We start from the raw sequence: 21,714 nt of genomic DNA on the forward strand, positions 1-21,714 counted from the left end.
AGCAAGGTTATCACCCCCAGAACGGCCCGGATCGCTGGGCTTGCCGGGCAGCAAATCCCCGATCCGCCGCCATTGCTCAGGTGTCAGTTCGTACCGCTTGGGCTTCGACATCATGGGCCTCCAGATCAATCAACCTGGAAACCCATGAATCACATTCCTCAACAGAACTGAATCCTGAATGTCGATTGAACCTAGAGTTCCACGAACGCCTGAAAGCCGCCGAAGATCATGCGCTTGCCGTCGAACGGCATCCCTGCCGGATCGTTCGGCATGCGCTCGTCTTCCATGACCTTCTTCATCACGGCGTCGCGGCTTTCGCGTGAGGCGTAGGTCACCCATGCGAAGATGACGACCTCATCGTCCCTGGCCTGCACGGCGCGCGGGAACGACGTGAGTTCGCCGTAAGGCACGTCGTCGCCGACGCATTCGACATAGGAAAGCGCGCCATGCTCCATCCAGATGGCGCCGGCCATCTCGGCGAGCGCCTTGTACGCATCCAGTTTGGCTTTCGGCACGGAGAGGATGAATCCGTCGACATAGGACATTGCTTTCTCCTGTGTTGGAAGAGGGGAGCCGCCGGACAGGCTTGGGAAGCGCGCCCGGCGGCTATTGGCCGGCTTTCGTCTCCGCCGGCCTTTGGCTGGATTGGAGGCCTGAATTTCCGGGTCGAATGCCGGCGTCAGCCCTTCTTCACCGGCGCGTTCATGGCCCAGTGCACGCCGAAGGGATCGCGCATGCTGCCCCAGCGATCTCCCCAGAACATGACCTGAAGCGGCATTTCGATTTCGCAGCCCGCGTCGATGGCGCGCTTCCACCATTCGTCGACGTTCTCGTCGGTGAGATGAAGCTGCATCGTGCAGGCCTGCACGGGCTCCCTGGCATGGCCGGATTCGGGGTAGAAGTCGCCCAGCATCAGGCTGGAGCCGTTGACATAGAGATGGATGTGCATGGTCCGACCCTGCTCGTCCGGCGGAACGGCGAACACCTGCTCGGCACCGAATGCCTTCTCATAGAACGCGGCGGCCTTGCTGGCGCCGTCGAGGCTGAGATAGGGCGTCAGGCCGCCGAGAACCTTCGGCATCGGCTGGGTATTGGTCTGGTCGGGCATGGCTTCCTCCTGCGTTCGCTGTTTGTGTCCCAAGGACGGGCAGGCACGGTCGATGCCGACAGGGCGGAGAAAACTTTTTATCGCTGTCGCGAGAGAAAGGGCTCCAATGCCCATCTCACGGCATCGTCGCATCTAGGATGCCCGACGATCTGGAACCGCGAAAGATGCGGAAGCATGGCCAGGTCGAAACGGCCTCCGGCGGCCCGCTTCACCCGCACGGTGCCCCATCCCGATAGCTTCGTTTCAACATCGGATGGCGAAATGCCCGCAATTCCAAGCAGGGCGGCATGGGTATCGCCGCCCATGCCGATGACGAGTTTCGGCCTGGCGGTTGCCAGAAGCCGGGTCCACAGATCGATCCCGAACTCGACGGCGGCTTGCCTGTCGGGCAGAGCGTTGATGTTCGGCGAGCGGAACGGGACGAGATTTCCCGCCAGAACGTCACGGGCCGCCACCCCAAGCGTCTCAAAGAGGCCACGGACCTGTTTCTGGAGGGGAGAGGCGCCCGCCGGATAGCCGGCCCAGGCCTCGATTTCGTAGGCGCTTCCGTTCTCCGTCGAAAGCTCGCCGTGATCGGTTTCGCGGCTGCCGCCGCCGGGATTTATACCGAGAAAGGCGATGTCGGCGCGTTCCGTCGTTTTCCAGGGAGAGGCCAGCAATCGCCAGCCCAGGCGATGGCCGCGCCGGATGTATTCCTGGCCGATAGCACGCCGTATGCTATCGGCATCCATTCCTAATGCCCCGGCCTGCCACTCTTCTTCGGTCGCCTTGTCTGGCGTTTCTGGTCGGCAGGGTCTTCGTAGGAACCGATGCCGGCGCGCTCGCGCCTGATCGGCTTGACGTCCTCGGGTTTTGCCGGCTTGGCGCCTTCGACAGGCTTTTCGGTGCGGCGCACCGTCATCTCGTCCAGCGAGTTCTTGCGGAACAGGGATGGTTTGTTCTCGCCGGGGATGCCGAAGTCGGAGCCGTGCGCTTCCTGCGCCGACTGCTTCTTGAACAGCGACCGCGAGATGGCGCCGGCCGGCGTCGGCATGTCGGTGCCCGGCCCCATGTCGTCCAGCGACGGCTTGCTGAAGCCGGAACCTGCCGGCTTTGAATAGTCGCCTGCGCGGCCCATCTCGTCGAGGGAGGGCTTGGCGAACAGCGACTGGGTGTCGTCCACCGTCCTGTGCCGCTCGCGGCCCTTGTTGTGCTTGCCTTTCTCGCGCCCGGAGACCGGACTTTCGCTCTCGGCGTATTTCGCCAGCGGGTCGTCGGAAATCTGCAATTCCAGTTCGGTGAGCCGCTTGATCTCGTCGCGCAGGCGGGCGGCCTCCTCGAAGTTCAGGTCGGCGGCGGCGTCGCGCATCTTCTTTTGCAGGTGCTCCAGATGCGCCTTGAAATTGTTGCCCATCATCTGGCCGGCATCGTCGGTGAACTGCGAGATGTCGGCGCGGACGTGGTCCTTCTCGTAGACCGATTCCAGAATGTCGGCGATGCGCGACTTCACGCTCTCCGGGGTGATGCCGTTGGCCTCGTTGTATTCGAGCTGTTTTTCACGCCGGCGGTTGGTCTCCGCCATCGCCCGCTCCATCGAGCCGGTGACCTGATCGGCATAAAGGATGACCTTGCCGTCGACGTTGCGTGCTGCGCGGCCGATGGTCTGGATCAGCGAAGTCTCGGAACGGAGAAAACCCTCCTTGTCGGCGTCGAGGATGGCGACGAAGCCGCATTCGGGGATGTCGAGGCCCTCCCGCAGCAAGTTGATGCCGACCAGCACGTCGAAGGCGCCGAGACGAAGGTCTCGCAGGATTTCGATGCGCTCCAGCGTGTCGATGTCGGAGTGCATGTAGCGTACCCGGATACCCTGCTCGTGCAGGTATTCCGTCAGGTCCTCGGCCATGCGCTTGGTCAGCACCGTGCAGAGCGTGCGGTAGCCCTTGGCGGTAGTCTCGCGGATTTCGCCGACGACGTCGTCGACCTGGCTCTTGGCCGGGCGCACCTCGACCGGCGGGTCGATGAGGCCGGTCGGGCGGATGACCTGCTCGGCGAAGACGCCGCCGGACTGCTCCAGTTCCCATGCGCCGGGCGTTGCCGAAACGCCGACGGTGAGCGGGCGCATGGCGTCCCATTCCTCGAAGCGCAGCGGCCGGTTGTCCATGCAGGAGGGCAGGCGGAAGCCGTATTCGGCCAGCGTCGCCTTGCGGCGGAAGTCGCCGCGATACATGCCGCCGATCTGCGGGATGGTGACGTGGCTCTCGTCGACGAAGATCAGCGCGTTGTCGGGCACATATTCGAACAGCGTCGGCGGCGGATCGCCGGGGTTGCGGCCGGTGAGATAGCGCGAATAGTTCTCGATGCCGGCGCAGGAGCCGGTCGCCTCCAGCATTTCCAGGTCGAAGCGCGTGCGCTGTTCCAGCCGCTGCGCCTCCAGCAGACGGCCAGCCTTTTCAAGCTCTTGCAGGCGGTGCTGCAATTCTTCCTTGATGGACTTGATGGCCTGATTCAACGTCGGGCGCGGCGTCACGTAGTGCGAGTTGGCGTAGATCTTGACCGACTTCAGGTCGCCGGTCTTCTGGCCGGTCAGCGGGTCGAACTCGGTGATGGACTCGATCTCGTCGCCGAACAGCGAGATGCGCCAGGCGCGGTCCTCGAGGTGGGCGGGGAATATCTCGATCGTGTCGCCGCGCACCCGGAAGGAGCCGCGCACGAAGTTGATGTCCTGGCGCTTGTACTGCTGGGCGACGAGATCGGCGAGAAGCTGGCGCTGGTCGAGCCGGTCGCCGATCTGCATCTGGAAGGTCATGGCCGTGTAGGTTTCGACCGAGCCGATACCGTAGATGCAGGACACCGAGGCGACGATGATGACGTCGTCGCGCTCCAGCAGCGAGCGCGTCGCCGAGTGGCGCATGCGGTCGATCTGCTCGTTGATGGAGGATTCCTTCTCGATGTAGGTGTCGGTGCGCGGGACGTAGGCTTCCGGCTGGTAGTAGTCGTAATAGGAGACGAAATACTCGACCGCGTTGTCGGGGAAGAACTTCTTGAACTCGGCATAGAGCTGGGCTGCCAGCGTCTTGTTCGGGGCGAGGATCAGGGCAGGGCGCTGCGTCTCCTCGATCACCTTGGCCATGGTGAAGGTTTTGCCCGAGCCGGTGACGCCGAGCAGGACCTGGGTGCGGTCTTCGTTGGCGATGCCTTCGACGAGATCCTTGATCGCCGTCGGCTGGTCGCCGGCCGGCTGGAAATCCGATTCCATTTTGATGGCGATGCCGCCTTCGGATTTCTCCGGGCGCTCGGGGCGATGCGGCGTCCACAGCACGCCGTTCTTGTGCAGCGGGTTGCCGCTCTCGATCAGGTCGGCGAGCGCCTGCACCGTGGCGGTGACGCCGGTGTTGGAAAGCGTCTCGGCGTCTTCCAGCGAGATGTCGAGGCCGGCGACCGGGTTGAGGCCGACCGCCGCGCGTTCCTTGGCCGAAGCCGCGCCGCCCATCGAGGTGCCGCGCGCCGTGCGGGTGGGCGAGGCACTTTTCTCGGGGATTTTCTTCGCCGCCTTCCCCTCCCCCTTGAGGGGAGGGTGGCCCGAAGGGCCGGGAGGGGTTGCCGCGGCAGTGCTCGACTTTCCGGTAGTGCCTTCTGAGGTAACCCCCTCTGTCGGCTTCGCCGACATCTCCCCTTCAAGGGGGGAGACCACCGGGCGCCCCTCATTCTCCGCTTCGCGCGAAATCTGTTCGGCCCAGTCGGAGATGGAACCGGAGAGTGGCGCGCCGGTGAATTCGGTTTGCGGTGCCTCCGCAAAGCCCTTGCGCTCCAGGGGTTCGGAGGCGTCGAGATAGTCGGTGACGGCATTGCCGCGCTTGCGCGGCGGCGAACGGTCATCCTGCGCCGGTCGCGCGTTCTTGTCGGAAGGTCTGGCCATGCGCTGAATATGGGTGGAGTCCGGCAAAATGGAAAGGGCGCATCCGCCCTTGGGCGCTGAAGCGCGGCCCCGCTGCTGACAAGAGGCTGTCAGGAGCCAAGGCACGCCGTCGGCTCACATCGCCGGCGCGCCCACCACGCCACGCAGAAGGCGAAGCGGACCGGTGCGGCCGCCGGAGGGGTCCCCTGGCGCCAGAATCGCCGGAACCTGCTCCCTCACTTTGTTTTGGCCGTATTTGCGAACGCAAAACTGCTTCGTGCTTTTGCCGCAATACTCCGGTCGGCGGCCGGACCGAGGTCAGGCCGAAGCGCGGGTCCGCTTGGTCCGCGTCGAGGCGGCGCGGCGCGGACGTGCCGGCGGTATGTCGGCCTGCTCGGGCTTTCCGGCTGGCGCTGCCTTCTGCTGGCGCAGCGTCGCTGCCGTGCGGGTCAACTCGTCGATCCTGGCACGAAGCTCCTTGACCTGGCGTTCGTGCTGGCTGCCGCGCCAGGCCCGCTCGGCCTCCATCTCGGCGGCTGCGTCCGCCATCTTGCGCTCGGCGAAGGTACGCGCAGCCTCGGCCTCGTTCAGCCGGGCGGTGAGCGCCTCGATTTCGGCGGACGTCTCCGTCTGGTCCGACATGCCGGCCTGGATGCGGGCGATGAGGGTCTGGTTCTCCGAGCGGAGCGTGTGGATTTCGCTCTGGTACAGTTCCTCGTTCTGCTTCGTGTCGCGATTGAAGCCGGCGATCGTTTCGCTCGCCTCCATCAGCTTGCGTTCGAGCGTGTCGGCGAGTTGCTGCAGGCGGGCGGCTTCCTTTTCCTCGCTGGCCAGCTTGGCCGATACCTTGGCGATGCGTCCAGTCTCGCTGGCGTGCAGCGAGGACAGGTCCTCGAACTTGCGGCGCGTCTCGGCCTGCCTCTGCAGCGCCTTGTCGAGATCGAGCGACAGGTTGACGTTCTTCTCCCGCAACAGTTCGTTCTCGCGCATGTAGCGCTCGGCCTCGCTCGTGCGGGCCGACAGCGCCGTGTGCATGTCGCCTTGGGCCAGTTCGGCGCGAGAGGCCGCACTTCTCGCCTCGACCGCTTCCAGCTTGGCGGAAGCCAGTTCCTCGCGCATGCGGTCGGCCTCGGCGAGCAGCCTCGCTTCGCGATGTTTCAACACCTCGATGAGCTGTTCGTAGCGTCCGCGCAGTTTTTCGAGCTTGTCCAACTGGTCGCCGAGCTTGCGGTTTTCAGCCGACAGGTTCGAGACCGCCTGCTCCAGGTCATTGGCGCGCCGGACATCGGCATAGCAATCGTCGAGGAAATCGCGGCCGAGATGGTGAACGGACAGGATCTTGGTCAGCGCGGCGCCGATCGTGTCGAGCTGCTGCTGGACGAGGTTGCGTGTTTCGTCGAAGGCGGCAATGTCGGTGATGCGGCCTTGCGCATGGGCGTTCATGTGATCGACCGGGGCTTCCTCGGCTGTGGCTTCCTCCAGGACGGGGGCGCCGGGCAAGGTTTCGTCCTGAATGTCCTGCAGGAGTTCTTCCGGCTGTACTTCGCCGGTCTCTGCCGCTTCGAGCTCCGGCGGAAGCAGGAATTCCTCCTTGAGCATGTCGTCCATGTCGCTTTCAAGCTCGACGAACGCGCGTTTCATGCTGCCTTTGCGGGAAAGGATGGTGGTCAGATTCATCTGCGCTGCCCTGTCTGGTGCAACCGGGTTCACGCCCGGCGTTCATACTTTGTTAATAAATAATACATGGTTTCAATGGCTTGGAAACGGGGCGCCGGCGCCGATCTCGGCTTATAGTAAACGCGGCTAATATTCGCCGCCCGTCCGGCGCCTTCCCGGGCGTCGGAAGACATATCTTCGAACGACTACTTGAACTCTATATTCTGGATACTTCGGAGTGGTGCCGGAACCGGTTCGCGGCCGCAGGAGGTGCGTTCCGCAGGGGCGTCGCGCGCCGATCCGGGGCGGTGGAAAGGGCTTGCGCGCGGATGAGGTGAAAGCGCGAAAAACAGTCGGCGCCGGGATTTCTCCCAGCGCCTCCCTGTCAGATGGAACCGGTCACGGCGGCGATATCCGAAGAGCATCGCGCCCTGCCGACCTTGATTTTGACGGCCCCGTTCGCCGCACCCGGAGGCGCGTCTGTTCCGGAGCCGCGCCGTTCCATCCCTCGCGGGATTTCAGGCGCGCCATCGAAGGGCCTTACCGGCCTTCATGGCTGCATCGGTCCGCCATCGGCGTTGGCACGCTTTAAGCGGCCCCGTAGGTCCCGGCCTCGTCTTCCGTCAAGCTCGTCTTTCGGCAAGCCTGCCTTTCGTCGTGCCGTACGGGCCTCAAGCGCTCCTCGTGGTCTTCCGCCTTGCGACGGGGCGATCCGTGGCCGCCTGAGATGTTTTGATCCTATGCCGGCAAATCGGCGTTGGAAACCGCCGACGCCCTGTGGATACAGTGGTTATCGGGCATAAGCGGTGGCAAATCCCGCATTTTCGGGTAAACGGAGCGGTTTCGCCGAAAGCCCGCCTGTCGAAAGGCGAAAGGGGAGGCTGCGTGAAGGTCGGGGTGGTCCTCAATCCGGTGGCCGGGGGCGGTCGGCTGAAGCGCGACTGGCCGCGTGCAGCCGCCGCGCTCAGGCGGCATTTCGGCGACTTCGAATTGCGCGAGACGCAGGCGGAAGGCGACGCCGAGCGGCTGGCGCTCGACCTCGCCGCCGCCGGTTTCGATCTGGTCGTCGCGGCAGGCGGCGACGGAACGGCGAGCGAGGTCGCGGACGGCCTTTTGCAGGCGGCCGGTGAACACGGCCGCACTGCGCAACTCGGATTGATGCCTTGCGGCACCGGCATGGACTTTGCCCGCGGGCTCGGCCTGCCGCGCGACGTCGATACGCTGGTGAAACACATGGCCGATGCGCAGGGCAGGGCGGTGGATGCCGGCCGCGTCGCCTATGTCGACGATCACGGGGCGCTCGCCAGCCGGCATTTCATCAACATCGCGAGCCTCGGCCTGTCGGGCGCCGTCGACCGGGCGGTCAATGCCGACAGGCGCAAGGGCCTGGTGTCCGCCAAGGCGCTGTTCTACTGGCGCACGGTATCAGAATTCCTGCGCTACCGTTTCCAGCACGTCCGCATCACTGTGGACGACGGTGCGCCGGTCGAAGCGAGCGTGGCGCTGGTGGCGATCGCCAACGGAAGATTCTTCGGCGGCGGCATGATGGTGGCGCCGGACGCTTCGCTGGACGACGGACAGTTCGACATCGTGATCCTGAAGGCAGCCAGCAAGCTGCGCCTCATCCGGGACCTGCGGCTCGTCTATGGCGGGCGCCACCGCAAGCATCCGGCAATCACCATCCTGCGGGGACGCAAGGTGGTCGTGGAACCGCTCGGGGAGCTTGAGGCGAATGCCGCGCTGGTCGACATCGACGGTGAGTCGCCGGGGCGGATCCCGGCCACGTTCGAGATCCTGCCGGGCGCGCTGGTGCTGAGGTGTTGAGTGACGGTCTGTTGTCTGTGTTGAGGCGTTGAATCAGGCCGCTGCCGCCCTGATTCCGGAAATCTGCGTATCTTCCTGTTTCACTGAAATTTCTTCGGAGAGCGCGCCGGTCAATATGGCCGGGGCGGCCTGTCATGCAGGCTTCGCCTCGCGTTACGGCATCAGCGGCGTCTGCATCATCTGCAGATGCAGGTCCTTGCCGGAGTACGGATGCGCTTCGCAGACGGCCTCGTCCAGTTCGACGCCTAGTCCCGGTTCTTTCGAAGGGATCACCCAGCCGTCCTGCCACTCGATCTTCTTCTTGAGCAGCGTGGCGTGAAAACCGTCCCACTGTTTCAGAGATTCGAGGATCAGGAAGTTGGGAAGCGTCACGGCCAATTGGATGTTGGCCGCGCCGACGATCGGGCCGCAGTAGCAATGCGGCGCGACCTGGATGTGCCAGGCCTCCGCCATGGCGGCGATCTTCTTGGTTTCCAGGATGCCGCCGGAGCGGCCGAGGTCGGGCTGGAGGATGGTGGCGGCGCGGTTTTCGATGACGCGCGCGAATTCGGATTTCGTCGTCAGCCGCTCGCCGGTCGCGATGGGGATCGACGTGCCGCGCCCCACCTCGGCCATCACTTCCGGCATATCGGGCGGCACCGGTTCCTCGAACCAGAGCGGGTCGTAAGGCTCGATGGCGCGGGCCATGCGCAGGGCGCCGGAGGCGGTGAACTGGCCATGCGTGCCGAACAATATGTCGGCGCGGGTGCCGACCGCGTCGCGGATCGCCTTGACCATCGCCGCCGAGGTCTCGATATCGACCAGCCGCGGCTGGTGGCCGTCGAAGGCGGTGTAGGGACCGGCGGGGTCCAGCTTCACTGCATTGAAACCCTGCTCGACATATTCCAGTGCGCAGGCGGCGGCCATTTCGGGATCGTTGTAGACGTTGCGCCCGTCCGGCGCATCCTCGGAATGGACGGAGCCGGTGTGCGGATAGAGATAGGTGTAGGAGCGCAGCTTCTCGTGCACGCGCCCGCCGAGCAACTGGTAGACCGGCTGGCCCGCCTCCTTGCCGATGATGTCCCAGCAGGCCATCTCCAGCGCCGAGAAGCAGCCCATGCCGGAGACGTCGGGGCGTTGCGTGAACCCCGAGGAGTAGCAGCGGCGGAAGAAGTTCTCGACCTCGTGCGGATCATGGCCGACGAAGTAGCGCTCCGCCATGTCTTCGATCATGCGGGCGGTGACTTGGGGGCCGAAGGTGGCGTTATAGGCTTCGCCGTAGCCGGTGACGTTGGCATCGGTCGTCAGCCGCACGAAGATGAAATACTTGCCGCCGATGCCCGGAGGCGGATTGCCGACAACCCAGGTTTTTACGTCGGTGATCTTCATGGGATGGTTCCTTTGCCGGGGAAGCGCCGATCGCTGACGCTGCGCTCCTCGCCCCTGCGGAGCAGGGGAGAGGTGCCGAGCGAAGCGAGGCGGTGAGGGGTCATTTTGCCTTTATGTACCGCATATCGGAGGCGACTACATCCTTCGACAGCCGGTCGCTCAGCGCGGCCAGAATGGTTTCGCAGACCGGTCCCAGATTGCTGAAAACATCAGTGTTCCAGAACCGCAGCACCGAATAACCTTCCTGCTGCATGAACGCGTCACGCGATCGGTCCGATGCGCGATCTACGTGCTGGCTGCCGTCGATTTCAATGACCAGCTTTCGCTCCCGGCAGGTAAAGTCGGCGAAGAACGGCCCGATCGGAAACTGTCGAACAAACTTGAAGCCGCCGAGCTTCCGGTCCTTCAACTCGTTCCATAGCCGGGCTTCGGCAATGTTCCCGCCGCGTCGCAAGGCGCGCGCTCTCAGCGTCGCGGCTGGCCTGCGGCTGCTGTGGCGCGGGCCGGTCATTCCCCCTCACCGTCTCGGGCTTCGCCCGAGCCACCTCTCCCCCACGTTGTGGGGGCGAGGAGCGCAGCCTCGCCGTGCGGCGCTCTCATCCCTGGTCCTCCAGTATCATTTCGGCGCCCTTCCAGCCTACCATGATGGTGGGGGCGTTTGTGTTGCCGGTGATGTTTTCGGGAAAGACCGAGGCGTCGATGACGCGCAGGGCTTCCAGGCCATGTACTCTCAGGCGGGTGTCGACCACGGCGCGCGCGGCGTCCGGCCCCATGCGGCAGGTCGAGACCGGATGGTAGACCGTGCCGGAGCGCTTCCTGAAATCCTGAATCAGATCGGCGTCGGAAGTGATTGACGGGCCAGGCAGAATCTCCTCCACGATAGTGTCGGCCATGGCCGGCATGGAGGCGATCCGGCGCACGAATTTCACGGCGTCGAGCATCTCCTCCACGTCGGAATTGGTGGAGAGCGCGTTGGCCGTGATCTTCGGATAGTCGCGCGGATCGTTCGAGCGGATCATGATCTCGCCGCGGCTCGACGGGCGGCAGTTGGAAAGGCCGATGGAGAAGCCCGGCCACGGGTCGGGCGACAGGATCGGCCGCTCCCCGCCCCTGGGGAGGACGGTCGAGAAGGCCTGGAAGTAGAGCTGCATGTTCGGCCGCGACAGCGCCGGATCGGTGCGGAAGAAGCCGCCGGCATTGTTCATCGACAGCGACAGCGGGCCGGAGCGCAGGAGCAGATACTGCGCGCCCACAAGGGCCTTGCCCCACCAGGGCCGCAGGATCTGGTTCAGCGTCGCGGTGCGCCCCTTGAAGGTGTAGTTGATGCCGATGTGGTCCTGGAGGTTCGCGCCGACATTCGGATTGGCGTGAAGAACGGGAATGTCGAGTTCTTGCAGCAGCGCGCCCGGGCCGACGCCGGAAAGCTGGAGCAGTTGCGGCGTGTTGATCGAGCCGGCCGACAGGATCACCTCGCGGCCGGCGCGCGCCTGTTCAATCCGGCCGTTCCGTTCGTATTCCACGCCGACGGCGCGCCGGCCCTCGAACAGGATTCTGGTCGCCAGCGCACGGGTCTCGACGCGCACGTTGGCGCGCTTCATGGCGGGACGCAGGAAGGCGCGCGCTGCCGACATGCGCCGGCCGTTCCTGGTGTTGATCTGGTAGATGCCGACGCCCTCCTGACTTGCGCCATTGAAGTCCGGGTTGAGCGGCAGGCCTGCCTGTTGCGCGGCGGCCAGATAGAGTTTCGAGAGCGGATGGACTGCGTTCTCGCAGCGCGTGACATGGACCGGCCCGCCGGCGCCGCGCCATTCGTCCGCGCCGGCCTGATTGTCCTCGATCGCCTTGAAGGCCGGCAGCACGTCGCCGTAGCTCCAGCCCGGATTTCCCTGCGCCGCCCAGCCGTCATAGTCTTCCCGCGCGCCGCGGATCCAGACCATTGCGTTGATCGAACTCGATCCGCCGAGCAGCTTGCCGCGCGGCCAATGGTCGGCGTTGCCGGCAAGCCCGGGATCGGGCTCGGCCTTGTAGTTCCAGTTGACGGCGGGATCGAAGAAGGTCTTGCCGTAGCCGAGCGGCATCTGCACGTAGAAACGGCGGTCGGTGCCGCCCGCCTCCAGCACCAGCACCGAATGGCGCCCCGACGCAGACAGGCGCTCCGCGACGACCGAGCCGGCCGAGCCCGAACCGACGACGATGAAATCATATGTCTGCATGGGAAAGCGGCCGGCTGCGGGTCGTGGTGAATAACCGCCAGCCTAGCCATCCGGTGCCCGCGGCGTCAGCGGGGCATCCGGCATGGCTTGTGAAAAATGCGACTGTCGGGGCGCGGGGCGGTTATCCGTCTTGCAATAGACGCAGGTTGCGAGACCCGCGCCGGGATCGCAAAGGAGGGACAGGATGCAACAGAAACAGGCTCGCCGTCTTGCCGGGACCTGCATGTGCGGAACGGTCCGCTACGAAGTGAGCGACGCGTTCGGCTACGCAGCCAATTGCCATTGCTCGAAGTGCAGGCGCACCACCGGGTCGGCGTTCAAGCCCTTCGCCGGGATCGAGGCCCGCGAACTTGCCATCGTGAAAGGCGAAGCCGACATCATGCGGTATGGCGACGAGATCACTCATGACGCACATTGCGGCGTATGCGGTTCGCTGCTCTATTCGCTCGTTCGTGAAGCCATGTACGTTCATGTCGCCATGGGAACGCTTGTCGACGAGCCGACTATCCGGCCGAGCCACCATATATTCGTCGGCTCCAAGGCGCCCTGGTTCACGATCATGGACGACCTGCCTCAGTTCCGGGAGCATTCGAACGGTTGACCATGCGCAGGCACAGCCCTGCGTTGACGCTCGATCGTCGGGCGGATAGGCAAGGTTTCGACGGATGCTTCGGGAGACAGCCATGGTCCAATATGCCGACGGGCTCATGCCGCATGGCGAGCTGACGCTCAGGACGCTGGCGATGCCGTCCGACGCCAATGCCGCCGGCGATATTTTCGGCGGCTGGGTGATGGCGCAGATGGACCTTGCCTGCGGCATCCGCGCCGCCGAGCGGGCCAAAGGCAGAGTGGTGACCGCCGCAGTCAAGGAAATGGCCTTCGCCAAGCCGATGAAGATCGGCGATACGCTGTGCGTCTATTCTCATATCGACCGTGTCGGCCGCACCTCGATGGTGCTCAAGGTCGAGGCCTGGGCGCAGCGCTACCTCACCGACCGGATGGAGCGGGTGACGCATGCCGACTTCATCATGGTGGCGCTGGACGGCGAGGGAAAGCCCACGCCGGTCCCGCCGGAAGATTGAGCGTCCTCAGGCTGCCGCAGACGTATCGAAACGCCGGCGCGCCTCGCTGATGCGCGCCATGTTGGCGATCGCCCATTCGGCGAGTCCCTTGACCGGCACTTCCAGTTCACGCCCGAGTTCCGTCAGCTCATAGTCCACGCGGGGCGGGATGGTCGGGAAAACGGTGCGCGTGACGAAGCCGTCACGCTCCAGCGTGCGCAGCGTCGTGGTCAGCATTTTCTGCGAGATTCCGCCGACGGCGGCCCGCAGTTCGTTGAAGCGCAGCGGCCCGTCGCCTAGGCGACGCACCACCAGCAGCGACCACTTGTCGCCGATGCGCTGCAGGACTTCCGAAACCGCGCGGCAGTCCTCGGTTGCATGCGGGTGACCGGGTTTCAAAAAAGTGCCTCCTTGCGATTTTGCCTCATGGTCTCTCATATAGTGTAGGTATCTATTGGATACCACAGTTTCAAAAGGAGACTACCATGTCCAAACCCAGGATCGGCATCATCGTCGGTTCAGTCCGTCCGAACCGTTTCGCCGACAAGCCGGTCGAATGGATATCCGGGATTGCCAGGGAGCATACCGGCCTCGATTTCGAGGTGGTCGATCTGCGCGATTACCCGATGCCGTTCTTCGACGAACCGGCCTCGCCCGCCTGGGCGCCCTCGCAGAACGAGGTCGCACAGCGCTGGCAGAAGAAGATCGCCGAGCTCGACGGCTTTATCGTGACCGCGGCCGAATACAATCACGCGCCGACCGGCGTGCTGAAGAACGCGCTCGACTATGCCTACAACGAGTGGAAGAACAAGCCGATCGCCTTTGTCGGCTATGGCGGCGTCGGCGGCGCGCGGGCGGTCGAGCAATTGCGCATGATAGCGGTGGAATTGCAGATGGCGCCGATCCGTCATGCCGTGCATGTCCTGCTGCCCGATTTCATGGCGGTGCTGCAGCAGGGCAAATCGCTCGGCGAATTCGACCACCTCAACCAGGCGGCCAACCAGATGATCGACCAGCTTTCCTGGTGGGCGCACGCGCTCAAGACGGCGCGCGACGCGGATGTCCAGGCGGCGCAGGCAGCCTGATCGCTGCTCAATGGAATCGAAAAGGGCGGTCGTTCGGCCGCCCTTTTTTCATGCGCGATCGGTCCGGCCGCGTCCTGCGGCCCGAGGGTTCAGATGAACTGGACCTCGACGATCTCGTAGCCGCGCGCGCCGCCGGGCGCGTTGACTTCCACGGCGTCGCCGACTTCCTTGCCGATCAGGGCGCGCGCGATCGGCGACGAGATCGAGATGCGGCCGGACTTCACGTCCGCCTCCTGGTCGCCGACGATCTGGTAGGTCTTCTTCTCCTCGGTGTCCTCGTCGACGAGAACCACGGTGGCGCCGAACTTGACCTTGTCGCCGGAGAGCTTCGACACGTCGATGACCTCGGCGCGGGCGATGAAGTCCTCGAGCTCGCCGATACGGCCTTCGTTCAGGCTCTGGGCTTCCTTGGCGGCGTGGTACTCGGCGTTTTCCGAAAGGTCCCCATGCGCGCGCGCCTCGGAGATGGCCTCGATGATGCGTGGCCGTTCTTCCTGCTGGCGCCAGCGGAGTTCCTCCTTCAGCGTGGAGAATCCGTTGCCTGTCATCGGCACCTTGTTCATGGCTTCACCTTTCTCCTGGCGGTCCCGCATCCGGGGCCGACCCTGTCGCCGGGCAAAAAGAAAACGGCCCGGCAGCTTGTGGCTGACGGAACCGCCTCACCTCAGATGCCATGAATATAGCAAGCTTCACGCGATTTTCACGCCCAAAAAACTGCCGTTGCGTCCTATTTTCGCAGGAACTGCCGACGTTGCGGGCCTGTCTCGGCTAAAGACCGCTCAAGCAGATGACGGCGGCTGCAAATCGGCTATCATCGAGCCACAGACGCAGGGAGGACGCCGGTGAAACGGCACCGGGACAAGGAATGGGATCTGTCGATCGGGCCGGACACGGTGCGGCTGCTGATCCTCAAGGCGAAAGCCCTGAGCGCGGATATCCATGACGATTACGTCGACGGCGGCGAACACGAGGTCGAGTTCGATGGCGACTGGCACGACACCCATCACCATGACGGACTGGTCGAGGAGGAGGCCGAAAACCTCACCGAAAAGGAGTTTCGCGCTCTGGTCGGCGACCTCAACGTGGACGAAGCCGCCGAACTGGTCGCGCTGGCCTGGCTCGGCCGGGGCGACTACGAGGCTGCCGAATGGGGCACGGCGCTTGTTGCCGCACGCGATCGCGTCAACCGGCGCACGGCCGGCTATCTGCTCGGGATGCCGATGCTGGGCGACTGGCTGGAGGACGGGCTGGAGGCGATCGGCGCATGACATCGGCGCGTGACATCGGTGCGTGACGGGGCCGTAACCGTTTTTGATCGCCGTCGCCGCAGGCCGGCGCAACCCCTGCTTGCTCTGGCCGTTGCGTCTCCATGAAAGCAGTTCGCCTGGGTTGCACGACCGCTCTTTTGGCATCCGCCATCTTGGCAGCGACGGCTGCGCCGCTTTGGGCGAAGTCGCCGAAACTGCCGGTGACGGCACCGGTTCCGGACTTGAACCGCGTCGAGGCTCCGGACGAGGCCGCGCCCGGACAGCCGCCGCAGTCCGGCGATGTTCCCGTCCCCGAAAAGCGCCCGCCCGGCCCCAACGACGCCAAGCCGCCCGAAACGGCCCCGGCGCCGCCGCCAAAACCCGTCGGTGCGGGCAAGGCCGCCGATCAATCCGACGAAACCGAACCCAATCCTGCCGGATCCGACAAAGCCCCGGAAAAGCAAGAACCGGCGAAGACCGAGAAAGTCAGGCCGCCCGACCCGCGGTCGTCGGCGGTTGCCGCCGACGAACTGCCTGCCGAGGAGATCGCTTGCCGCGGCCGCCTGAAGGCGCTGGGCGTCGTGTTCGAGGAGCACGCCGCCGAGCATGACGCGAAGGTGGGATGTTCGATCCCCTATCCTGTCGTCGTCAGCAAGCTCGGTCCATCGATCGATCTCGCGCCCGAGGCCGAACTGAACTGTCCCATGGCCGAAGCGCTCGGCCGCTTCATGAAGGACGTGGTCACGCCGGCCGCAAAGGAAGAGCTGGGGTCACAGGTCAAGGCGATCGCGCAGGCGTCGGCCTATGTATGCCGGCCGCGGCACAATGGCGGCAAGATTTCCGAGCACGCCTTCGGCAATGCGCTCGACATCGCTTCATTTACGCTCGCCGACGACATGCGCGTCGATGTCGGCCCCAGGCCGCCGGAAAAGCAGGGGAAATTCCTCGACAAGGTGAGGGCCGCCGCCTGCGGGCCGTTCAAGACGGTGCTCGGTCCCGGCAGCGACCCCGATCACGAGCTGCATTTCCATCTCGACCTGGAGCCGCGCCGCCACAACGGCACGTTCTGCCAGTAGCATCGCCCGGACGCCGCGAGCCGCCGCAATTGCGCCGCAGCCGTAAATGGCGGCGCTGAGCTTTCCTTTACCGTTACGGCCTAAATTTCCCTTGTGAGGATAGGGAATTGCTCGATGGCCGCATCCCGTTCGGCCCGGTTGCAAGGCAGCCGTTCATTGCACCGGCAACTTGCCCTCGCCGGCGTCGCAGCCGCGCTGGTGGCACTCGCCGCTTGTACGACCGGAAGCGTGCTCACGCTCGAACCGGCGGTCGACGTGGGAACGCAGACGGCCGCCGTGCCGGACTATGCCGCGCAACCGGTCGTGCCCGAAACGGCTGCAGCGGAATTTCCAGCGCCGCAAGTCGCCATGGCGGCAACTTCGATACCGGAAGATCCGATGCCGGAAGCCACGATGCCAAAAGCTTCGATTTCGGGGCCGGGCGCGAGCGCGCCTGCCATGAGCCCGGCGATGGAAAGCAGCCCGGTCATGGAGGCGGCCTATCCGCGCATCGACAATCCGGCTCCTGTCAATGTCATGCCCGCCGACGAGGTCGATTGCCGCAACGACCTGAAGCGGCTCGGCGTCGCCTATGTCGATCTTCCGACGATCCGCAAGGGGCAATGCGGCATCGACTATCCGGTCAAGGTCTCGGCCATCGGCTCGGTGCGGATGCGGCCCGCGGCGACCCTGACCTGCACCATGGCCGCCAGCTTCGCGGCCTGGACGAAGCGCGAACTGGTGCCGGCGGCGCGCCTGCGCTACTGGTCGGGCGTCAAGCAGATCAACCAGGGATCGAGCTTTTCCTGCCGCAACATCGCGGGCGAGGGGGTGCTTTCCGAGCACGGCAAGGGCAACGCGCTCGACGTGATGAGCATCGAGCTCAACAATGGCGATAAGATCGACGTGCGCAAGCCGGGCCTGTTCTCCTTCCGCCAGCGCGGCTTCCTCAATACGGTCCGCGCCGACGGTTGCAGCTATTTCACCACGGTGCTCGGACCCGGCTACAATTACGATCACCGCAACCATTTCCATTTCGACGTCAAGAACCGCCGCAACGGCTATCGCGCCTGCCGCTGAGGCGGCATAGGGTAGGCCGATCATTCGGCAGGGCAGGGCATGGATCGGCGTCGAAGGCTGCGCAAGGCTTCCAACTGGTTCGCTCTCCTGTGCGGCCTCTATCTCGGAACGGCGTATTTCGTGCTGCCGGCGTTCTGGACGTGGCGGGACCGCGGGCTGGGCGCCGGCCATGAGATGGTGACGCGCACGCGGCAGGGCATCTTGGGCGACCCCATCAATGTCGGGCTGGTCGGCAGCCGGACCGACGTGATCCATGCCTTCGAGGTCGCCAAATGGGACCCGGCGGACGCCGTCACCCTGAAGACCGCAATCGAGATCGGCGAAAGCGTGCTTCTCGACCGCTCCTATCCGGACGCGCCGGTCAGTCCGCTGCTGTTCGAGGGGCGGCCTCAGGACCTCGCCTTCGAAAAGCCCGTCGGCGTCAGCGCCGACCGGCGCCACCATGTGCGCCTCTGGCGGACGCAGGAAACCGGGGTCGACGGCCGTCCGCTGTGGCTTGGCTCGGCAAGCTTCGACCGCGGCGTTGGCCTCAGCCACGATACAGGCGCCGTCACCCACGACATCGCGCCCGACATCGATGCCGAGCGCGATTTCCTGATGGACAGCCTCAGGCAGGCCGACGTGCTGGCCTCGACGATGGAGATCGACGGGGTAGGCGCGACGAAGGATGGCCGCAACGGTGAGGGCGATCGCTATTTCACCGACGGCAAGGCGCGTATCGGCGTGCTGCGGCCCTTGCCATGAGAGCGTCGTGCCGCGGTCGTGGATTTGCCTGCTTCCTGCCTGTCGGCGCGGGTGCTGGAGCGGTTCCCGTTCAAACGGAATCGCCGGAACCGCTCTATCTCTCTGATCCGGCGCATTTCCGGACGCAAAACCGTTTCACACTTTTGCTGGAAATGCTCTAAGGAGCGGCGATGCTTTATATCGAAATCGCCATCGTGGTCGCTCTCGTCCTGGTGAACGGCCTTCTGTCGATGTCGGAACTCGCCATCGTCTCGTCGCGGCCGGCGCGGCTGAAGGCCATGATCGACCGTGGCGTCGCCGGCGCGGCCAAGGCGCTGGAACTGGGCGCCGATCCGGGCAGGTTCCTTTCGTCCGTGCAGATCGGAATCACGCTGGTCGGCGTCCTGTCCGGCGCCTTCTCGGGCGCGACGCTGGGCGAGCGGCTGGCAAACACGCTGGCCGGTGCAGGTCTGGCGGAACGTTACGCAGACCCCGCGGGCGTGGGCATCGTCGTCGCGATCATCACCTATGGGTCGTTGATCATCGGCGAACTGGTGCCGAAGCAGATCGCGCTGCGCAATCCGGAGCGTGTGGCGGCGCGCGCCGCGCCGTTCATGGCGGTGCTGGCGAAGATCGCGGCGCCGCTCGTCTTCCTGCTCGACATTTCCGGACGGTTCGTCCTGTGGCTGCTCGGGCAGCGCGCCGAGGGCGAAGAGAAGGTCACGGACGACGAGATCAAGATGCTGGTTGCCGAAGCCGAGCATCATGGCACGATCGAATCGGATGAAAGACGCATGATCGCAGGCGTCATGCGCCTGGGCGACCGCGCCGTCCGGGCGCTGATGACGCCGCGCACCGATGTCGACTGGATCAACCTGAGGTCAGACGACGCCGCCATCCGCAAATTCCTCGTCGAGACCCAGCATTCGCGCCTGCCCGCCGGCGACAGCGTCGACGCCATGATCGGCGTGGTGCAGACGCGCGACCTGCTGGCCGCGCTGCTGGAGGGCAGGGCGCTCGACCTGCGCAAGCACGTGCGGGCCGCGCCCATCGTCCACGACCAGGCCGATGCGCTGGACGTGCTGGCGACCTTGAAGGAATCCGATGTGCCGATGGCGCTTGTCCATGACGAGTACGGCCATTTCGAAGGCGTGGTGACGCCGGCCGACGTCCTCGAGGCGATCACTGGCGTGTTCCGCTCCGATCTCGACGCGGACGAGAGCGAAGGTCCGGTGAAGCGCGAGGACGGCTCGTGGCTGCTGGCCGGCTACATGCCGGCGGACGAGATGGCCGATACGCTTTCCATCGAGCTGCCGGAAAACCGCGACTACGAGACGGTGGCCGGCTACGTGCTGTCCCATCTCGCGCATCTGCCGGCGACGGGCGAGACGGTCGACGCACATGGCTGGCGCTTCGAGGTGATGGACATGGACGGCCGCCGCATCGACAAGGTGCTGGCGTCGCGGCTGTCGGCCGATGCCCGCGAACCGGCGCGATAATCGGGGAGAGACCGGGACCATGGCCGCATCGCGGGTCGATCCGAAGCAGGTGCTCGTCGTCGTGCCCAATTTCAAGAAACGCCTGTCGGGCGTCACCAGCACCATCATCCAACTGGTTCCGCTGCAGGCGCAAAAGATCGGTATCGCCACCCTCGGCCCCGGCCTGCCGGACCATCTGCCGAAGCTCACATGGTGGCAGGTTCCGGCGCTGCTCAAGCGCCCGCAAGGCGCGGCGGCGCGGGTCTGGCATGCGCGCCGCAATCCGGAGATGCTGGCGGGCGTGGTGCTTCGCGACATTCTCCGCGCGCCGCTGAAGCTCGTCTTCACCTCGGCCTCGCAGCGCCGCCACACGCGCTGGACGAAGTTCCTGATCCGCCGGATGGACGCCGTCATCGCCACCAGCCGCAAGACGGCCGCCTATCTGGACGTGCCGAACACGGTCATCATGCACGGCATCGACCTGGAGCGCTTCCACCCGGCCGCGGACCGCGCCGAAGCGGCGAGGGTGCTCGGGCTCGACCCCGGGCAGCTTTATGCCGGCTGCTTCGGGCGCGTGCGCCGCCAGAAAGGCACTGACCTGTTCGTGGACAGCATGATCGACCTCCTGCCCAGCCATCCCGGCTGGTCGGCGATCGTCGCAGGCCGCGCCACGCCCGAGCACAGGGCGTTCGAGGACGACCTGAAGGCCCGCGTGGCGCGTGCCGGCCTTTCGGACAGGATCCTGTTCGTCGGCGAGCACCACGACATCGAACGCTGGTATCGCGCGCTGTCGCTCTACGTCGCGCCGCAGCGCTGGGAAGGTTTCGGCCTGACGCCGCTGGAAGCAATGGCGAGCGGCGTGCCGGTGGTGGCGACGGATGTCGGTGCGTTCTCCGAACTGGTCGAGGACGGCGTGACGGGAACGATCGTGCCGCGCGATGATCTGGCGGCGGTGAAGGCGTCCTTGTCAACATATCTCAAGAAGTTGGATCTTATTGCGTATCAAGGGAAAAATGGTCGTGCGCGCGTCACGTCTCACTTCCAGCTAAGCGGCGAGGCGGAACGCATTGTCTCGATTTATGAGGGATTAATTCGTCCTTGGCCTTGAGTATAGCCAAGTTTTTAAAGAGCACTGTGACCCTGTCCCTGTTCCATGCCACCGCCTCAAACCCCGACTGCATTAGGATGTTTATCACGGGTATGAGGGTGCTATCTTTTGTTTTCCCCCTTTCAAACCCGCAGTCAACAGTTACATATCTCGACAATTTTAATGATTCCCGTGCGCCAGAAAGTATTTCTGGTTCGGCGCCTTCCGCTTCAATCTTTATGATCGCTATCTCTTGAATATTATTTTCAGCTATATAGCTATCCAAAGAACGTACATTTATTGTGTAGCATTCAACATATTCATCGGTTTCGAAAAGAGAGCTGTCAGCACTGTTTGGCTTCGAATAAAAATTTAAGACACCATCCTCCGACCAAAGGCCGACACGATTGGTTAGTGGGACGCCATCGAAATTGTTCAAGTCGCAGCAATCGGCCTCAAGTTTCTCAGGCTCGAAAGCATGGTAATCGAACCCCTTTTTTTTACAGAACGCGCCAAGTTCCCCAACATTTGCACCGCAGTCGATAAACGCTCCAGATAGGGGTTCTGCAATGTGATGGAGGAGGTATGATTCTGATAGCTTAATTATTCTTTTCTCTATTCCTCGTTTGTACAGAGAAGCTCTGTCGCGTCTACAAATGTATATATAATTATATTTATCTGATACCTTAATAAATTTGGATGAAGATTCAGATTTTATTCTTGGATAATATCCATTTATTTTAAATTTTAGGTTTGTGTATAAATCAAACACCGGATGACTCGCATCTGAGAGTATTCGCCTCCTTGCGGTTTTTATTTTTCCAGATAATTTCATGCGGCGTCCCCATACGATGG

21 protein-coding genes are annotated in these 21,714 nt (G+C 64.1%); 10 read left to right on the forward strand and 11 right to left on the reverse strand.

Features of this window, described 5'->3' with window-relative positions; all coding sequences use genetic code 11:
- Positions 1-191: 191 nt before the first annotated feature.
- The 5 genes from ABMA46_RS18530 to ABMA46_RS18550 all read right to left on the reverse strand — a co-directional run bounded on the left by ABMA46_RS18530 (position 192) and on the right by ABMA46_RS18550 (position 6,623).
- The gene (locus tag ABMA46_RS18530; RefSeq protein WP_349001487.1) at positions 192-545 is read right to left on the reverse strand and encodes a DUF1428 domain-containing protein; all 354 of its coding nucleotides are present in this window, start codon (positions 543-545) and stop codon (positions 192-194) included.
- Positions 546-679: 134 nt separating this feature from the next.
- Positions 680-1,108 carry a VOC family protein gene (locus ABMA46_RS18535; protein WP_349001488.1) on the reverse strand — a complete coding sequence of 143 codons (429 nt, stop codon included), beginning with the start codon at positions 1,106-1,108 and terminating at the stop codon, positions 680-682.
- 77 nt (positions 1,109-1,185) lie between these two features.
- Positions 1,186-1,839, reverse strand: a complete 654-nt coding sequence (locus tag ABMA46_RS18540; RefSeq protein ID WP_349001489.1) for a uracil-DNA glycosylase family protein — start codon at positions 1,837-1,839, stop codon at positions 1,186-1,188.
- A 2-nt stretch (positions 1,840-1,841) separates the two neighbouring features.
- Positions 1,842-5,003, reverse strand: a complete 3,162-nt coding sequence (uvrB, locus tag ABMA46_RS18545) for an excinuclease ABC subunit UvrB (protein ID WP_349001490.1) — start codon at positions 5,001-5,003, stop codon at positions 1,842-1,844.
- A 297-nt stretch (positions 5,004-5,300) separates the two neighbouring features.
- On the reverse strand, positions 5,301-6,623 hold the full coding sequence (locus tag ABMA46_RS18550; protein ID WP_349001491.1) for a coiled-coil domain-containing protein: 1,323 nt from the start codon (positions 6,621-6,623) through the stop codon (positions 5,301-5,303).
- Between the two features lie 900 nt (positions 6,624-7,523).
- Here ABMA46_RS18550 and ABMA46_RS18555 point away from each other — a divergent pair.
- Entirely contained in the window at positions 7,524-8,462 is a 939-nt protein-coding gene (locus tag ABMA46_RS18555; protein ID WP_349001492.1) for a diacylglycerol/lipid kinase family protein, read from the forward strand.
- Between the two features lie 153 nt (positions 8,463-8,615).
- On the opposite strand, the gene ABMA46_RS18560 is transcribed toward ABMA46_RS18555, so the two are convergent.
- The 3 genes from ABMA46_RS18560 to ABMA46_RS18570 all read right to left on the reverse strand — a co-directional run bounded on the left by ABMA46_RS18560 (position 8,616) and on the right by ABMA46_RS18570 (position 12,043).
- Positions 8,616-9,830 carry a mandelate racemase/muconate lactonizing enzyme family protein gene (locus ABMA46_RS18560; protein WP_349001493.1) on the reverse strand — a complete coding sequence of 405 codons (1,215 nt, stop codon included), beginning with the start codon at positions 9,828-9,830 and terminating at the stop codon, positions 8,616-8,618.
- A 100-nt stretch (positions 9,831-9,930) separates the two neighbouring features.
- Positions 9,931-10,341 (reverse strand): endonuclease domain-containing protein, encoded by a 411-nt coding sequence (locus ABMA46_RS18565; protein ID WP_349001494.1) that lies wholly within the window; start codon positions 10,339-10,341, stop codon positions 9,931-9,933.
- Positions 10,342-10,426: 85 nt separating this feature from the next.
- On the reverse strand, positions 10,427-12,043 hold the full coding sequence (locus ABMA46_RS18570) for a GMC family oxidoreductase (protein WP_349001495.1): 1,617 nt from the start codon (positions 12,041-12,043) through the stop codon (positions 10,427-10,429).
- A gap of 184 nt (positions 12,044-12,227) precedes the next feature.
- On the opposite strand from ABMA46_RS18570, the gene ABMA46_RS18575 reads away from it, so the two are divergent.
- Together ABMA46_RS18575 and ABMA46_RS18580 are read left to right on the forward strand one after the other, a co-directional pair.
- Positions 12,228-12,644, forward strand: coding sequence for a GFA family protein (locus ABMA46_RS18575; RefSeq protein WP_349001496.1), 417 nt, complete (start codon positions 12,228-12,230; stop codon positions 12,642-12,644).
- A gap of 82 nt (positions 12,645-12,726) precedes the next feature.
- A complete protein-coding gene (locus tag ABMA46_RS18580) occupies positions 12,727-13,125 on the forward strand; it encodes an acyl-CoA thioesterase (RefSeq protein WP_349001497.1) in 399 nt (132 codons plus the stop codon).
- 6 nt (positions 13,126-13,131) lie between these two features.
- On the opposite strand, the gene ABMA46_RS18585 is transcribed toward ABMA46_RS18580, so the two are convergent.
- Positions 13,132-13,503: a winged helix-turn-helix transcriptional regulator gene (locus tag ABMA46_RS18585; RefSeq protein WP_349001498.1), complete on the reverse strand. Its 372-nt coding sequence runs from the start codon at positions 13,501-13,503 to the stop codon at positions 13,132-13,134.
- Positions 13,504-13,589: 86 nt separating this feature from the next.
- Between ABMA46_RS18585 and ABMA46_RS18590 the strand changes: the two genes are divergently transcribed.
- The gene (locus ABMA46_RS18590) at positions 13,590-14,189 is read left to right on the forward strand and encodes an NADPH-dependent FMN reductase (protein ID WP_349001499.1); all 600 of its coding nucleotides are present in this window, start codon (positions 13,590-13,592) and stop codon (positions 14,187-14,189) included.
- Between the two features lie 89 nt (positions 14,190-14,278).
- Here the strand turns inward: ABMA46_RS18590 and greA are convergent, their stop codons facing one another.
- Complete coding sequence (greA, locus tag ABMA46_RS18595; RefSeq protein WP_349001500.1) at positions 14,279-14,752, reverse strand: transcription elongation factor GreA; 474 nt, start codon at positions 14,750-14,752, stop codon at positions 14,279-14,281.
- A gap of 279 nt (positions 14,753-15,031) precedes the next feature.
- On the opposite strand from greA, the gene ABMA46_RS18600 reads away from it, so the two are divergent.
- From ABMA46_RS18600 to ABMA46_RS18625, 6 genes are all read left to right on the forward strand, one after another.
- Entirely contained in the window at positions 15,032-15,457 is a 426-nt protein-coding gene (locus ABMA46_RS18600) for a DUF3775 domain-containing protein (protein WP_349001501.1), read from the forward strand.
- 152 nt (positions 15,458-15,609) lie between these two features.
- On the forward strand, positions 15,610-16,512 hold the full coding sequence (locus ABMA46_RS18605) for an extensin-like domain-containing protein (RefSeq protein WP_349001502.1): 903 nt from the start codon (positions 15,610-15,612) through the stop codon (positions 16,510-16,512).
- Between the two features lie 114 nt (positions 16,513-16,626).
- Positions 16,627-17,571, forward strand: coding sequence for an extensin-like domain-containing protein (locus ABMA46_RS18610; protein WP_349001503.1), 945 nt, complete (start codon positions 16,627-16,629; stop codon positions 17,569-17,571).
- 39 nt (positions 17,572-17,610) lie between these two features.
- Positions 17,611-18,315: an LssY C-terminal domain-containing protein gene (locus ABMA46_RS18615; protein WP_349001504.1), complete on the forward strand. Its 705-nt coding sequence runs from the start codon at positions 17,611-17,613 to the stop codon at positions 18,313-18,315.
- Positions 18,316-18,485: 170 nt separating this feature from the next.
- Entirely contained in the window at positions 18,486-19,793 is a 1,308-nt protein-coding gene (locus tag ABMA46_RS18620) for a hemolysin family protein (RefSeq protein WP_349001505.1), read from the forward strand.
- Between the two features lie 19 nt (positions 19,794-19,812).
- Positions 19,813-20,880: a glycosyltransferase family 4 protein gene (locus ABMA46_RS18625; RefSeq protein ID WP_349001506.1), complete on the forward strand. Its 1,068-nt coding sequence runs from the start codon at positions 19,813-19,815 to the stop codon at positions 20,878-20,880.
- On the opposite strand, the gene ABMA46_RS18630 is transcribed toward ABMA46_RS18625, so the two are convergent.
- Positions 20,801-21,694: an FkbM family methyltransferase gene (locus ABMA46_RS18630; protein WP_349001507.1), complete on the reverse strand. Its 894-nt coding sequence runs from the start codon at positions 21,692-21,694 to the stop codon at positions 20,801-20,803. The genes ABMA46_RS18625 and ABMA46_RS18630 overlap by 80 nt on opposite strands.
- Between the last annotated feature and the right edge of the window lie 20 nt (positions 21,695-21,714).

This window comes from Mesorhizobium hunchu (assembly GCF_040081975.1).
Classification (GTDB): Bacteria; Pseudomonadota; Alphaproteobacteria; order Rhizobiales; family Rhizobiaceae; genus Mesorhizobium; species Mesorhizobium hunchu.